A 15,007-nucleotide genomic window follows, 5' to 3' on the forward strand; every position below is an offset into this window, starting at 1 on the left:
CGGCCCAGACCGAAAGCGCTGCACCTGCCCGACGCCGTCTGGATCAACCCACCCGAACCGGCAACCGATCAACCACTACCCCAAGCGGCGTAACACCCACTGGTCCCACCGACCTTGACAAGTTCCGCTCCTGCAGCACCATCCGCGGGCGAAAAGTCCTCCGAGTTGACAACAAGCTACGGCCGAGCCTGAGCACTAGCTGGATTCGCAGGGGACGCGAAGCAAGTCTCCGGCGTCCTCCTGCGTCGTCTTCCAGTCAGCAGCCCTCTCAGGCCGGTTGGGGGATCAACTGGGCAGCTTCGGTGATTAGAGCGGGCAATTCAGCAGGGGTGCGCAGCGTGACGATGTCGTTGGCGGGCACCCACCTGGCGCCGCCAACTTCTTCGACTTGGGCTGTCAGGTTGCCGCCGCTGGCTTGGCAGACGTAGACGAAGTCGATGTGCCGATGTGGTCCGACCTTGCGGTCTTCGATGTCCATCTCAATGATCGCGAACGGGCTCGGGATGCTGCGAACGGCCGGGTGGCGGAACGGCTGTGGTCCTAGGATGTCGGCGACGATTCCGGTCTCCTCGTGGACTTCGCGGAGTGCCGCTTCGGCCGGGTCTTCGTTGGGGTCGATGTGCCCGCCGGGGTACAGCCACAGGTCGATCTTGTTGTGGTGCACGAGCAGGACGTGGCCTTCGTCGTTGAAGACGATGGCTGAGCTGGTGAAATGACGGATCATGCTCGGGTTTCTCCCTGGGCGATCTGGGCCACGCGGTCGGCCATCCACGCTACGGTCGCGTCCGTCATTCCGGGGTGAACCGGGAGTTGAATGGTCCTCGTGGCGAGGTGTTCGGCATTGGGGCACTGGTTGGCGTAGGGCTGGAAGATGGGCTGGTGGTACAGCGGCCGGTAGCGCCAGCGGATGGAGTCGGGTGGGAGCCCGGCGGCTTCGAACGCGGCGGCGACCTGTGGGAAGCGATCCTTAATCGTGAGGACGAGGTTGTAGTAGTTCGGCTTGTCCTGGACCCCGTACGGCAGTTCTCGTAGCAGGCCGCCTGGTGGTAGAGCGGCGAGGATGCGTTGGGCGTTGCGGCGGCGTCGGTCGAGTTGACCGTCGAGCAGTTTGAGCCGGCGCAGGCCGATGGCGGCCAAGGGGCCGGCGAGCTTGTAATTGACGCCGTGGGTGGTGCCGCGCAGGTGGCCGAGGTGGGTGTACCAGTCGATGCGTTCGCCGAGTTCCTCGTCGTCGGTGAGGACGAAGCCGCCCTCGCCGGTGGATAGGAGCTTGCGGTCGTGGGTGGAGAAGCAGCCGACTGCCCCGTGGGTGCCGGCGAACTGGTTGCCGACCCGGGTGCCGTGGGCTTGGCATGCGTCCTCGATGACCGGCACGCCGGCCTGGACGAGTAGGTCTGCGCTGGCTCGCTCGTCGTTGGGGTAGCCCCACAGTGGCAGCGTGATGGCGGCGCGGGTGCGTCCGGTGAGCTTGCGCTGGATGTCGGCGGGGTCGAGGGCGAGGGATTCGGGCAGGGTGTCGACGGGGACGGGTGTGGCGCCGCAGGTGAGTACCGGCATGGCGGTCGGCAGGGGTGCGGTGGCCGGGACGAGGACTTCCGTGCCGGGTCGGACGCCGAGGGCGATGAGGGCGGCGTGCAGGGCAGAGGTTCCCGAGTTGAGGGCGATGGCGCGGCGGGCGCCGAAGCGCTTGGCGAGCGCGTGTTCGTAGATGGCGAGGACGGGGGCACCGCCGGAGAGGCGGCCGTCGTCTAGCGTGGCCCGGATCTCGTCCAGTTCGCCGCAGGGTGCAGGGGTGTAACGGTCGTCAACAGGGTTGAGGACGTCGTGGCCGCTACGTGCCATAGGTCAGCACCACCTTGATGGTCTCCTCGGGGCGCTGGGCGATCAGGTGGTACGCCTTGGCTGCATCGCTGAAGGGGAAGCGGTGGGTCACCAGGCTGTCGGCATGCAGCTGCCCACTGATGACCAACTCTCGGGCGGCGGCGCTGAGTCTGGGCAGGTCCCAGGCGGGGTGGGCGCGTTGCGGGCAGCCGTTGACGGTCATGGAGGAAACCAGGGTGATGCGGTTGCGGTGGTACTCCTCGCCGAGTCGTAGGCCGCTCTGGTCGCCGTGGTAGGAGGCGACGGTCGCGACCCGGCCGCCTACCCGGACGCAGCGGATCGCCTCGTGCAGGCCGCGGTAGGAGCCGGAGGCTTCGATGGCGGCGTCCGCGCCCTGCGGGCCGCAGAGCTTGCGGACCTGCACGGCGATGTCGTGGTCGGTGGCGGCGTGCACGGGTGTGATGCCGAGGGAGTCGGCGGTGTCCAGGCGCAGTGGGTAGCGGTCCACTCCGATGACCTTGGCGGCTCCGGCGAGTCGCGCGAGCTGGCCGGCGAGGAGGCCGACGGTGCCGAGCCCGACCACGACGACGGTGTCGCCGAGGCGCACCTCGGCGTCGTGCACGCCGCCGAGGGCGACTCGCGCCAGGATGAAGAAGACGGCGCGTTCGGCGTCGACACCGGCCGGCAGACGGCTGGCGACGGCAGCGTCCGCGGGAACAATGTGCGCGGTGCCGTGCGGGCGGTCGAGGGTGACGAGGTCGCCGATGCCGATTTTGCCGACAGCGGCCTCGCCCACGGCGGTGACCCGTGCGATGGTCTCGTAGCCCGGCGCTACGGGGAAGTCCCGTCCGGCGCCTTCGAGGAAGATGCGTCGCTGCGGGTCCCAGGATCGGTGTAGCGCGGCGGCGTCGCCGGCCACCCAGGCCATCTCGGTGCCGTGGCTGATGCCGGAGACGACCGATTCGGCATAGACGTCGTCGGGGCCGAGTGCGGGCAGATGCTCACGGACGATCTCCACCTGACCTGGGCCCGTGATCATGACCCTGCTACAGGGAGGCGCGTGAGCAGTGCGTGGCTGTGCGACGTCGGTTTCGGTCATGACCTCTCCAGGGCTGGTAGGCGGGCAAGGAGCGCGTTGACGTCTTCGTCGTTGCAGGCGTCGAACTCGCTGGTGTCGAGCCGGATGACTTGGCTGGCGTAGTCACCGAGCGGTGTGTCGAAGGCGTGGGTGAGGTGCTCGAGGTAGGCGGTAGACAGCACGGATTCCATGGGTCTGCCGCGTTGCGCGATCCGGCGGGCCAGGACCGGCGCCGGTGCGGTCAGGGCGATGAGAAGGTGGGGCCGTGCGGCGGCGTCACTCCAGGTAGCGCAGGTCTTCCTCACTCGACTGGCGTCCTCGGGCGGCAGGGTGGTGTGGGCGAAGATGACCTGCTGCGCCATGGACCAGTCCGCCACGACGGGTGTGCCATGGGTGAGCAGGTCCTCGATCTCGCGAAGTTGAGCGACGCGGAGCGCTAGGAAGGTCAATTCGACCTGGAGAGCCAGGGCCACGGGGCGGGTCTTCCCCGCGGTGTAGAGCTTCGGGAGAAAGGGGTTATCGACAAACGGGTCGCGCATCAGCCGCGCTCCGAGACGCTCGGAGAGTCGCTGTGCGAGCGTCGTCTTGCCGGCACCCGTTGGCCCGGCGAGTCCGATGAACATCAGCGCCGGCCCGATTGCCGGGATGCCCGTTGTCCGGCCGGTTCTGGCTCTGGCTCTGGCTGTTCCATCATGACAGCTGGTCCTTTCATGCCGACCCCGGCGAGAAAGCTGGCGAGGAAGGGGCTTACCGGCAGGCCTTCCGCCGCGAGGTGATCCCCGGGGTCGGGGCGCCATTGAGGTACCGGGACGAGTACGGCGCCGTGCGGACGTCGCCCGGCGGCGGGTTGGGGCGCGACCATGGCGAAGTCACCGAACAGTGCTTGGACGTCGGCGAGGTGGCGGAGTTGAAGGGGGGTGGGGGTGCGCTGGTAAAGCCGCTGGACTTCCTCGGTCTGGCTGGTGGCCGTGCCGGAGGTCGCGTGGGAAATGACGAGGGCACTGCCGGAACTCATTGCGGCGCGGAAGGGTTCCACGATGGCGTCGACGTCGCCGGGGATGAAGTGAAGGACCGAGACGAACAGGACGGCCACCGGGTGGGCCAGGTCGATCAGCCGCCGGGTGGTGGGGTTGTCCAGAATGAAGTCCGGAAAGCAAATGTCGGCCTGGATGACCTCGACTCGCGGATCGCCGCCCAGCAGGGCCCTGGCGTGTGCCACGGCTACCGGCTCGACGTCGACGTAGAGCACCCGCGCGTCGGCGTTGACCAGATGAGCGATGTCGTGAACGTTGCCGACGGTCGGTATGCCTGAGCCGAGGTCGATGAACTGGCTTATGCCCTCCTGCAGCGCGTACTGGACGGCGCGGCGCAGGAACGCTCGGTTGGCGCGGGCAGCGTCAGCGACGTGGGGTGCGACAGCGAGGACGGCGTCGGCGGCTTGACGGTCGGCAGCAAAGTTGTGGCTGCCGCCGAGAAAGTAGTCGTACATTCGCGCGGCGTTCGGGCGGCTCAAATCAAGCTCGGCGGGCGCCCAGCTCATTGCCTCGGTTCCCATGGTCGTTCCCCTGGTGCTGGCTCGGGCGATCGTGATCGCCCTCGGTAGTGGCTGCCCGATGCTTGTGGCGGTGTCGTGGCTGCTCATCGGTACACCGATACGGCGGTCTCGCCGATGAGGTCTTCGACGGCGCAGATGATCTTTTCGGTGGCGGGTGTGTGGTGTCCGGCGCGGGCGAGCATCTGGCGGAGCCGGTCGCGTAGGTCGGTGTCGAAGCCGTCGAGGTACAGCTCGGATTCGAGTCGCAGGGCTCGTAGTAGACCGGCGAGAGCGTCGGTCTGCGGGTCGGGGTCGTCGTAGCCGAGGACGCCGTAGCGCAGCCGTCCACGTACGCGGTGGATGACCGCCGGGTCTGTCGGCGGGTAGGCGATGGCCCGGCCGAGCATGCGGCGTCTGGTGACTTGCTCGACAAGGCCGCCGGCGATGAGCCCCGCGATGACCTTGTCGTAGGCGTGCTCGCCGAGCAGCCGCACGGCCTCACGGACGGACAGCGCACGGTGGTGGCGTGCCAGGAACGTCAGCGCCCAGTCGGCGACCGGATCGCCGGTGGGTTGCCGGTGGACGGCGATGGCGACGTCGCCGACGACGCGTACCCGCTCGATCGGCGCGACCAGGTTGGTGAGGATAGCCCCAGCCAACGCGAGCGACAGGGACGGCAGGTGAGCCAGCGGAGCGCCGCTGTCGTTGTGGGCCAGCACGAACAGCTCGACGCGCAGCGGGAGGCGGACCGGCTGGTTGTCGAAGACGGTGTGGCTCATGGCGTGTCACCGGGCCGGCTCGGCGATGCGGCGCAGCCGCTGGTGCACCCCGCCGTAAGGGCTCGCGCCCGCCAGGACGGCTTTGGTGAGGGCGGCGTGCATGGTGTAGAGCGGATCGCAGACGTTGCCGGGTGCGGCGCGGCCGGCCTGTGAGACGAGCTGGTAGGCGTCAAGCAGCTCCAGCCCGGTCAGTTGTGCCGTCCAGGTGACCAGGTCGTGCTGGCTAATCCGGTACGCGTCCTCGAGGGGTCGGGCGGCGCCGATCGAGATGATCCGGTGGTCGGTCTCGATGCGCGGCCACGGTGTGCTCACGCCTTTGATCAGATCGACGGCGATGGTGACGTTCATGGCGGTCTCCACCGCCACGCCGCACACCTCGCCCTGACCTTGGCGGGCGTGGCCGTCGCCGATGGCGAACAGCGCACCGGGGACGTTGACGCCCAGGTAGACGGTGGCTCCTGGGCGGATCTCCGGGGTGTCAAGGTTGCCGCCGTGCGCGTCGGGCACGATCGTGGCTCGTGCTTCCCCACCGGCCGGAGCGACTCCCACGGTGCCGAGCATCGGCTCCAGGGGCATGACGATCGCATGGTCGGAGCGGCGGGCGTGGTAGGTGACGGTGTCGGCGGCGGTGTCGATGGTGTAGCGCCACACCCGCTCCTCGATCGGCGGGTGCAGCATCGCCGTGGTGTGGGTGCCGGTCAGTGCCCCGAAGTGCGGGAAGGTGGCGGACATGCCCCAGTCGCGGGCGGGGGTGATGGCCGCGAAATGCAGCACGAGGGTGTCGCCGGTTTCCGCGCCGGCCACGTGGAAGGGGCCGGTGACGGGGTTGAACGCCTGGCACACCTTCGAGGGCAGGTCATCGACGGTGCGGACGGCGCTGCCGAAGCAGTCCTCGGCGCTGGTGACCAGCAGGCTGCCGGGCTTGATCTCGGCGACCGCCGGGTGGGCGCCGAAGGTGTAGCGCAGCTCGTTCTCGGTCGGCTGGTAGGTGACCGTGCTGGTCATGCCGCCCCCCGTCCGCTGGCGAGGCCGGAGAGCTCGGGACGGCGGCCGGCGGCGTACAGACCGGCCAGGGTCAGCAGGCCGAGGGTGAGCCAGACGAAGCCGAGGCGTTGGGCGGCCACGTTGGCGTTGACCACGACGTAGGCGAGGATCGTGAACCCGATTCCCGGAAGGATCAGGTGCGCGACGTAGTTGCGGCTGCGGCGGCGGACCAGGTAGTGCCAGACGACGGCGAGGTGCAGTACGAGGAACGCGGTCATCGCGCCGAAGTTGATCAGGCTGGACAGCAGCGTGATGCCGTCGGTGCGCCAGTTCATGTAGAGGCCGATCGCCAGCGACACCACGGCGGTGAGGGTGATGGCGTAAGTGGGCACGCTGTGGCGTACCGAGACCGTGGCGAGGAACTTCGGCAGTTGCCCGTCACGGGCCATGGCGTACAGCAGCCGCGAGGTGGCGACCTGCGCGACGAGGGAGTTCGCCACGCCCCAGGCGACGGCGGTGGCGACCGCGCACAGGGTGGCAAGCCAGGGTCCACCGGCGAGCCGCGCGGCGTCGTAGAACTCCGTCCCGTCCGGGTCACCGTTTGCAAGCAGGCCGCCGGGGTCGGGCACCAGCAGGGCGGCCATCCAGGTCTGGGTGATGAACAGAAGTCCGGCCACGCCCAGCGCTGCGGCCATGGCTCGGCCGATCTGTCCCGCGCCGCCCTTGTTTTCCTCGGCGAGCATGGAGATGCCGTCGAAGCCGAGGAAGCTGAGCACGGCGATCGACACCGCGCCGAACACCAGCGCCCAGGTGAAGGTGTCCGGGTTGTAGAGCGGCGTCCAGGAGAAGCCCTGTCCCTTGCCCTGCGCGAGAGCACGACCCGCTGCGGCGAGGAAGATCAGCAGGACGATGATTTCGCCGATGAGCATCACGCGGGTGATCAGGGCGGTCATCCGGATTCCCCGGTAGTTGACCACCGTGTTGAGCAGCACGAAGCCGACCAGCCAGACCCAGACCGGAACGGCTGGCACGGTGGAGTGCATCGCCACTGCCGCGATCAGGTACAGCAGGCTCGGCACCAGCACGTAGTCCAGCAGGATGGCCCAGCCTGCGAGGATGCCGACCGGTGCGCCGATTCCGCGCCCCGCGTAGTTGTAGACGCTGCCGGCCAGAGGGAACGCCCTGACCATCTGGGCGTACGAGGCCGCGGTGAACACCAGCGCCACCATGCCAATGACGTACGCCAGCGCGACCATCCCGCCAGCACCCGCGTACACGGATCCGAAGATGCCCATCGGCGCAATCGGCACCATGAACACCAGCCCGTAGAAGAGCAGGTCGGCGAAGCCGAGTGAGCGGCGCAGCTCCGGCCGGTACCCGAACCGCGACGAGTCCGGCGGCACCTGCGCCACGCCAATCCCCGGTGGAGGCGCTGTCTGCCTGGTGTACATGGTGTTTCGTTCCTTCCTGTCGGTCATCGATGCCGGCGCTCTCGCGGCGGTGATGGAGTTGGCCAAGCGGCGGCAGCGGCTCAGCAGGCAGACGCATAGCCAGGACCTGCTAGATCGGCTGCTAGAGGCGCCAGACGATGGACATGTCCTGGGCGCAGCCGCCGACCCGCACGGCGACGAACAAGCGGCGGAAAATGCCGCCGAGTTCCTCAGGTGCCGCGTCCGCCACCAACCCCGGCGCTGGCGCCGCCACCGTCTCCAGGACGAGCTGTTCGATGTCCTCGGCATCCACGGCGGTCAGCCGACAACCGCAGGGCCCTCGGTAGGCACGCTGACCGAGCATCCGCACGGGCTGCAGCGACGTGCCGCAACCGCGGCAGAGCAGCAGCCCCTCAAGGGTGAAGACCTTCGAGACAGGCGGTTCGGACTGCGCCTGCCGTTCACCGCTGCGGCGGGATGCGACACGGCGAACGCGGTCGCGCACGATGTCGCTTCGCACGTCCATGGCCACGGGGCACCTCCACCATTACCGCTGCTCGCAAACGCGAGGGCTGGCCACAGCGGTGGAGGTGTGGCGAAGTCCGAATCGCCTAATCCATCGCCGTGGTTGTCTGTGCGACCAGCCTGCGTGTCCGGCCCGTCCCCTGACGACGCGTGGACGTTCTAGTGTTGTCCTAGTTTCAGCTCGTCTGCGCCCGCCGTCGTCTACTACGCTGCCGACTGCGACAATGACGCTGAGTGCATAGCCTGGGGGCAATCCCGTGGAGACGGTACGGCGGTGGACCGGCCGCGAGGCAAAAGCATTACGCCTGGCTCTACGCATGAGCGTGCGCGGATTCGCCGAGCACCTGGGCGTCAATCCGGCGGCCATCTCCAACTGGGAGAAGCGGGGTTCAGCGACCCGCATGCGCTACGAGACCCAACAGATGCTCGATGTCGATCTGGCACGATCACCAACCGAGGTCAAGCAGCGGTTCGCCCAGACCCTCAAGGCGTCAGCGACGGCAGATCCGAGCGCCTCAACCGGGCCTGCCGACGGCAGCCGGCCCACGAGGCAAGATCTCGGTACCCGTTCCCAAGAACGGACGGCCGCCGTCCTCGCCGCGCTCGGTGGCCAGCAACCCGATGATCTCGCGTACATGCCCCCGGCCGACATCCAGTGCCTGGTTGCGGACTTCCTCGCCTCGACCGCGCGCGTCTATCTGATCATCGGGCCTCCGGGCTGCGGCAAGACCAGCTTTACCCGCCACCTGGCGTCGCGGGCATCCGGAGTGGATGTTCAGCTGCTGACCGCCGACTCGTGGACCGAGGACACCGACCTGGCGCGGGAGATCCTCCGATACGGATCCCAGCCGGCCGGCGAGGATCCCCTGCTGACCCTGGAAGTTGAGAGCCGGAACCTGTCCCGGCCGCTGCTCGTCGTCATCGACAGCCCGCAGTCCCGCGCCGTGGTGGACAAGGTCTGCCGCCAGCTCGACGGCACGCTGCGGCAGGCGCTCTCGGGCAACCTGAGGTTTCTTCTCGTACTGCGCACACCGCCGGAGATCGAGCTCGCGCCTTACCCCGTCCTGTCGGCAGCGGTCATGCCCGGTCAGGGCCAGGGGCAGGGTACCGAGCCGTCGCTGCGGCTGGACCGCTGGGACGCCCCCACCGCCCGGGAGGTGTGGAACGCGCAGCGGCATTCCAATGAACCTCCGTTCGACGCCCTGCCTCCGAAGATTCGCAACCTGGCCCGCCTGCCGCTGTACATGAGCCTCATCCGGGCCGCCAAGTCAACCGAGCCGCTCGGGCAAGCCAACGCCTACCGGCTCGTGGAATTCTGCGTCGCCTCAATCTTGAAGGCAGCGAGCCTGGACGTCGAACGCGCGACGGCGGACCTGACGGCACTCGCGCGGAAGCAGCTAGCTGCGGCATGGCCGCACCAGCTGCTTCCTGCGATCAAAGCCAACCCGCCAGGGAACGTCGGTGACCTCACCGCGTCCCCGATCGCGAGACTCGTTCGGTCCGGCCCGTCCGGCAGCCTGACGTTCCATCACGACGTGATTCGTGAGTTTCTCTTCGCACGGTGGCTCGCCCAGCTCGTCGAGTCTCACGGACGTTCGACCGTCACCATCGAGCTGCTCAACGACCTTGCTGCTCGCACGAGGCTGTCGGGCGACTTGCGAGGCGTCCTGGAGTTCTTGTTGCAGGGCTTGGATGCGACGTCACCGGAGCTGCTGGCGGCCGTCGCTCAGTCGCCGTCGGTCAGCATCACCGAAACGCTGCCGTTGATGCTCGAACTCACCGGCGAGAGTCCAGCCTTCGCCACCGCCGAGGTGCTGCGCGTGTGCGCCTCCCGGTGCCTGCACGACAATGGCCTACCGCTTGCCAGAGCCCTCCTGCACACCAACGCAGCCGCTACAGCACTGGGCGGGGAGTACCCCCGCTGGATGCTGCGGGTGCTGCGCCGCTTCGGTCCGGCAGTCTGGTCCGACATCGTGGCGTGCGTCGAGACGCAGCTGCCCATCGCAGCCGTCCAAGACTTCGTCCGTCTCGCGCAACTCGACACCGTAGAAGACGCGGTGTTCCTCGCCCGACACTTCTACGTCTTCCTCGCCACCGACGACGGCACTTCGCAGGAGCTGAAGGCACTCCTGGCCCACCCCGACTGGCGAGCCCGCGCCGCCCTCGCCGAAGGGATCCGAGCGGGCCACGCGATCCCACACCAGACGATGATTCCGATCATGGAGTCGTTGACCGCGGACCGCGACTACAAGGTTCGCGCCGCCGTCGCCGAAGCCGCCGGCCGGTCGACCGCACCCGGCCTGGAACACCTACTCGCCACTCTCCTCGACGACCGGAACTGGCATGTCCGCGAACGCCTCCTCCAAGGGCTGTCCTTCAGAGTTGGAGACGAAGACTGGGCCGCCGACCTTGTCATCCGGGGCCAAGGAGCGTGGCGTAATGGCCCTCGAAACGTCCGAGTCGCCGCCCAGCGACTCCTATTGAAGTGCGGTAGGAAACCCCTTCAGGACGCGGATTCCTCTCGCAGTGCCCTGTTCGGCCTGCTCCGAGAGATCCGCACCGGTGCCCTGCGGCTACCCACGAACGTCCAGTCCGCCCTCATCAGCCAGGGCGTCGCCTCGGCCGACTGGCTCGTTCGCACCGAAGCCAACCTGCTCGACCACCACGGCACAGCCACGAGCGCAGCCGCAGGTATCAGCAAGGAAGCCTTCCGGCGCCTCCGAGACGGACGCGCCCTTCAGGTCGCACTCGATGTCCGCGACATCGACCACGCCATCACCGTCGCGCAGGCCGCCGCCAGCGCTGGAGTGCAATTCATCGAGATAGGCGATCCGCTCATCAAGAGCGTCGGCGTCCAGGCCATCAGCGCCATTAAGCAGCGTGCCCCTGGTGCGTGGATCGTCGCCGAGATGATGTCCGCAGACTGGGGACGCGACCAGGTGGTCCTCGCGACCGAGGCCGGAGCCGACGTCGTACTGCTCATCGGACCCGCCAGCATCGCCAGCGTGTCAGCAGCCGCCGAAGCAAGCAAACGCCTGGGCGTCCCCATCATCATTGACGTACCCGAGGGCCGGCTGATCCAAGGCTGGGTCCAGGACATGGAACGCGCAGGAGTCGACGGCTTCGCCATCACCACAAACATCGACCTGGGCGTAGCTGGCTTCCACCCCCTCGACCAGGCACAACTCCTCAGGTCGTGGACCAAATTGCCGGTCGCGGTCTCCGGCGGCTTCGAACCCACCGACGTCGAAGCCAGCCGACGACGCTCGTGGGACATCCTCGTCGTCGGTCGCGGAGTCACCGATTCCCTGGACCCCGCCGTCGCCGCGCGGGACCTCGCCGCATCAATCGAACTCACCGAAGGAAACCGCGCATGATCATCACCCCGCTCACGGTCGACCGCATCCCCGACCTCGAGAAACTGCTGGTGCTGGGAGAGCCGTACATCAGGCTGCGGAGTTCGTCGGACTACTGGCTGTACGCAAAGCTCTTCGCCAGCACCTGCCCACTCGCTATCGTCGAAGGCGAGGTCGTCGGCTGCGTGATCGCCTTTCGGAGCCAGGTCGACCCGGCAGAGATCTACCTCCAGGACGTGATGGCGCACCCTAGCCACCGCTGCAAGGGGATCACGCGGGCGCTCGTAGAGGAGGTTCACGGGCAGGGCTCACGCTGGGGGTGCCGGCGCCTCTTCCTCACCTCTGAACCCGATAACCAGGCCGCGCACCGAGCGTGGCTCGCTCTGGGCTTCACCAACGTTCCTGGAGACGCCCTTGAGCAGGGCGTGTCCGTCACCTATGACTACAAGGGACCAGGGAAACACCGCGCGGTGTATGAACGACGTATTGACGCGTAGGATTTTTTGTACTTGAGCCGCCGTTCCGACAGGCACTAACACTCTGATAATCCAGGGGTCCGATTGAAGCTCCTCGCCGTCAAGCCTGGCGAAGAGGTGATCGAGACGCTAAATCGCCGCGCCGCTGAAGCGGACATTACCAATAGTGCCATTGTTTCCCTCATCGGTGCCGTCAACTGCTGCGCGATCAGCAACATGGCCGCTACCGACGCAAGGTCCGGCATCATCACCGATTACGGCGAGCTGTTCGAACTGAGCGGCACCGGCGAGATCAGCAACGGCAAGGTGCATGTGCACGTCGTCATCGGCGAGAGGGTGACGTAGCGCTCGCTGATCGCTTGCATTGGGCGAAGGCGGAAACCTTCTTCGTCCACGCCTACACCGCCCCGCTTACAGCATAATCGGCACTACGGTATCTGAGTTCGCTGTGTCTGAGCTCGCTGTACAGCCGGTCGGGGCTGCCGGACAGGCGACGCCGCGTGGATGCTGACAGGGTGACGGCCGACGACCACCGGGGCGACATCATCGAATCGGCGGTGCGGCCCGCGACGACGGCCGGCGGCGCCCCTGGCTGATGTGGCTGCCGCTGGTGCTGGTCGCCGGCGTCGGGCTGGGTGTGTACGCGGCTACCGGCTCCGACACCCATCCGGACCGGCCGCCGGCGCCGCGGTCGGCGTCCGCGACCACAGCGGCCGTGTCGCCGGGCGCGGCCAACCCCACTTCGACCGCGCCGGTGGTCAGGGAGGTCGGCCGCCCACCGCTTGGGATCAAGGCCGGTTGGCAGTTGTACGGCCGGGGGCCGCGTGCGATGGTCCGGATCGAATTCGCCCGTGGCCGGGTGACCACCACTGCCGTACCAGCGCTGTGAAGCACCGGCCCGGTCAGTTTCCTGGTCGTCCCGGACCGGGTGGTCGTCCGGCCGCTCGACGCGGTGCCCGGCTACGTGGTGCCGGACGGCGGACCGGCGGCTGAGACGACCAACGGCTTCGACCGGAGTGGACCGATGCTGCCCGGTCCGGACCCCACGTCGGTGTGGGTCCACCGGTGAGGACGCGCGCGGGGGGATGCTCCTGGTCCGGTTCGACGGCCGGCACACCGGCGTGGCCCTCGCGGTCCCCCCGGGCACACACATGGCCACGCCGAGCCGGACGGTGCCGCAGATCCGCTCGTCGGCGCGACTGGCGGGGTCTACTCGCTGCGACCTGACGGTGTCCGCCGGATCACCACCGGCGAGCTGCTCGCCGTCGGCGCGAGACACTGGTTGGCCCGGGAGTGCGACGAGCGCCTGCGCTGCGGCATCGCGTTGATCGAGCAGCGGGACATTGTTAGGTGGCGGCGGGCGCGGTCTTTTCGGCCGACTTGGCTGGCTGGTCGGGGAGTTGCTCGGTGGTTATCGCTTGCTGGTGTGCATCGTCGGATGCCTTCCGCGAGGTTTCATCCGGCTGTGGGCCATCTTGGGAGGAGATCGCCGTGGACACGAGGCTCGGGGCTACTGGTTCGACGGGTTGGGGCTCGTCGGAGGATCTGAGCCGCGGGGGCGCTGGCATCCAGGGTTTGAGGTTCTGAATGACCTGCTCGTAGAAGTCGTCGACGGCTCTGAGGAGCGAGTCGATGAATGCCCCTCGGCCGGTACCGCGCTTCGAGCCCGCCGCAGAGACTTGCGCGATGCGGAAGGACCGCAGTTCCTTCGTGGGGTCGCTGATCAAGGTCGTCGGGTCACTCCGGACCACTCGGAGAAGTTCAACGTTTCCTGGCCCTCGGCCATGCATCGTGAACGCCTCGATCCGCACGTTGTCCGGGGCATCTTTAAGCTGGCGTATCAGCCAATTGACCCGGGTCGCGGGTCTGCCCGCGCGGGGCGCATCCACATCAACGTGACAGACGATCTTGGCGGCACGTAGATCGGCCGTGATGTAGAGCGAGCCGATGGCGCCCGGGATCTTCAGCCCTGCGGTCATGAGGCCGGTGGACGCCAACTGCGTGACCAGCATCTGGGTTCGGCTGGCGGGATCGGCCAGTTCTCGGCGGGTAAGGGCAGGCGTGACCTCCGTGCCCAGTCGCCGCCCCAACTTAAGGCCGGCATAGCGCACCAGGGCGTCGAACCGCCCGGCGATCTCGGTGACAACGGAGTCGGTGGGACGCAGCGTGCCCGCGCTGACCGCCTCCCGCACCGGCACCCACGCCGGGCCCATGTCGTTGAACTCCATAGCCCCGGACCGAGGATGTTCCAGGTACCGGATCAACTCGCCAAGAACCCACGCTTGGTCAGGGTCCGCGACGCCGCGGTATTCCTTCTGCATGACGGCTGCCGTGAGGATCTCGCTCCACGGTAGGTGGTGAAGTGTTACCTTCCTGAGCTTGCGTCTGTCGACCGACGTCGGATGCTGGCCCGCGACGGGCGGTATCTCGTTGGAGACCGTGATCAACGCATCGAAGCCCTCGTCTCTAGCCACATCCAGGTAGCGCTCGAGCTGCTCTGACTGCAGCTGATTGCTGCCTGTCTTGACCTCTACGAGCGCGGTCCACTGGCGCTGCCCGCGGGTGACCCGGATGAGGCCGTCGGGAAAGCACTGCTTGTCGCCGTGCTTGAAGGGCACCTCGATAAACGTCTGCACGGCACCGGCTGGCGCGCCCAGCGGCTGGGTGAGGGCTCGACCGAACTCTCGCACGGCGGTCATGACCGCCAGCAGTGCCGACGTCGCGCGCCGCTCCTGCTCTTCAGCGCCGTTAATCCCAGACGTGGGAATGAGACGGGCGGTAAGCCAGGTGTCCTCCGGCATGGATCACTCCTCGTAACGGTGGTTTCACGCAAACTACACCTAAGGTGCATGGAGAAAACGGACCGACTGAAGGAACGAGCGCACAGGAAAAACGACCGATTCGGACGTACGAGTAGGGCATAGGGGCGCTCGATGCGGGCAATTGCCACCGGTACCCGCCGACCTCTCCTATTAGGTCGTACGAGTGCGCGCCTGCAAGGCGCTTCCGTCGTCAGGGCAAGAG

General features: G+C 67.6%; 13 protein-coding genes. 3 read left to right on the forward strand and 10 right to left on the reverse strand.

Annotated features, from left to right (window positions below; translation table 11 throughout):
• Positions 1 to 268 precede the first annotated feature (268 nt).
• The 9 genes from KBX37_RS24370 to KBX37_RS24410 form a co-directional block, all read right to left on the reverse strand.
• The gene (locus tag KBX37_RS24370) at positions 269 to 724 is read right to left on the reverse strand and encodes an NUDIX hydrolase (protein ID WP_210778235.1); all 456 of its coding nucleotides are present in this window, start codon (positions 722 to 724) and stop codon (positions 269 to 271) included.
• On the reverse strand, positions 721 to 1,842 hold the full coding sequence (locus KBX37_RS24375; protein WP_210778236.1) for a DegT/DnrJ/EryC1/StrS aminotransferase family protein: 1,122 nt from the start codon (positions 1,840 to 1,842) through the stop codon (positions 721 to 723). The genes KBX37_RS24370 and KBX37_RS24375 overlap by 4 nt, the downstream gene beginning before the upstream one ends.
• Entirely contained in the window at positions 1,832 to 2,860 is a 1,029-nt protein-coding gene (locus KBX37_RS24380; protein ID WP_210778237.1) for a zinc-binding alcohol dehydrogenase, read from the reverse strand. The genes KBX37_RS24375 and KBX37_RS24380 overlap by 11 nt, the downstream gene beginning before the upstream one ends.
• Before the next feature lie 56 nt (positions 2,861 to 2,916).
• Positions 2,917 to 3,522 (reverse strand): deoxynucleoside kinase, encoded by a 606-nt coding sequence (locus tag KBX37_RS24385; protein WP_210778238.1) that lies wholly within the window; start codon positions 3,520 to 3,522, stop codon positions 2,917 to 2,919.
• Entirely contained in the window at positions 3,522 to 4,439 is a 918-nt protein-coding gene (locus KBX37_RS24390; RefSeq protein WP_210778261.1) for an SAM-dependent methyltransferase, read from the reverse strand. Before KBX37_RS24390 ends, KBX37_RS24385 begins: the two co-directional genes overlap by 1 nt.
• 98 nt (positions 4,440 to 4,537) lie before the next feature.
• On the reverse strand, positions 4,538 to 5,212 hold the full coding sequence (locus tag KBX37_RS24395; RefSeq protein ID WP_210778239.1) for a GPP34 family phosphoprotein: 675 nt from the start codon (positions 5,210 to 5,212) through the stop codon (positions 4,538 to 4,540).
• Positions 5,213 to 5,218: 6 nt separating this feature from the next.
• The gene (locus KBX37_RS24400) at positions 5,219 to 6,217 is read right to left on the reverse strand and encodes an acetamidase/formamidase family protein (protein ID WP_210778240.1); all 999 of its coding nucleotides are present in this window, start codon (positions 6,215 to 6,217) and stop codon (positions 5,219 to 5,221) included.
• Entirely contained in the window at positions 6,214 to 7,647 is a 1,434-nt protein-coding gene (locus KBX37_RS24405; protein ID WP_210778241.1) for an APC family permease, read from the reverse strand. Before KBX37_RS24405 ends, KBX37_RS24400 begins: the two co-directional genes overlap by 4 nt.
• A 121-nt stretch (positions 7,648 to 7,768) precedes the next feature.
• A complete protein-coding gene (locus tag KBX37_RS24410; protein WP_247658806.1) occupies positions 7,769 to 8,152 on the reverse strand; it encodes a zinc ribbon domain-containing protein in 384 nt (127 codons plus the stop codon).
• Between the two features lie 256 nt (positions 8,153 to 8,408).
• On the opposite strand from KBX37_RS24410, the gene KBX37_RS24415 reads away from it, so the two are divergent.
• From KBX37_RS24415 to KBX37_RS24425, 3 genes are all read left to right on the forward strand, one after another.
• Positions 8,409 to 11,528 (forward strand): orotidine 5'-phosphate decarboxylase / HUMPS family protein, encoded by a 3,120-nt coding sequence (locus KBX37_RS24415; RefSeq protein ID WP_307849183.1) that lies wholly within the window; start codon positions 8,409 to 8,411, stop codon positions 11,526 to 11,528.
• Positions 11,525 to 12,004, forward strand: a complete 480-nt coding sequence (locus tag KBX37_RS24420) for a GNAT family N-acetyltransferase (protein WP_210778243.1) — start codon at positions 11,525 to 11,527, stop codon at positions 12,002 to 12,004. The genes KBX37_RS24415 and KBX37_RS24420 overlap by 4 nt, the downstream gene beginning before the upstream one ends.
• A gap of 63 nt (positions 12,005 to 12,067) precedes the next feature.
• Complete coding sequence (locus KBX37_RS24425; RefSeq protein ID WP_247658803.1) at positions 12,068 to 12,328, forward strand: PCC domain-containing protein; 261 nt, start codon at positions 12,068 to 12,070, stop codon at positions 12,326 to 12,328.
• 1,001 nt (positions 12,329 to 13,329) lie between these two features.
• Here the strand turns inward: KBX37_RS24425 and KBX37_RS24430 are convergent.
• Positions 13,330 to 14,784 (reverse strand): stress response protein, encoded by a 1,455-nt coding sequence (locus KBX37_RS24430; RefSeq protein WP_247658804.1) that lies wholly within the window; start codon positions 14,782 to 14,784, stop codon positions 13,330 to 13,332.
• Positions 14,785 to 15,007: the final 223 nt, after the last annotated feature.

The organism is Micromonospora sp. U56 (assembly GCF_018070095.1).
In the GTDB taxonomy this organism is placed as follows: Bacteria; Actinomycetota; Actinomycetes; order Mycobacteriales; family Micromonosporaceae; genus Micromonospora; species Micromonospora purpureochromogenes.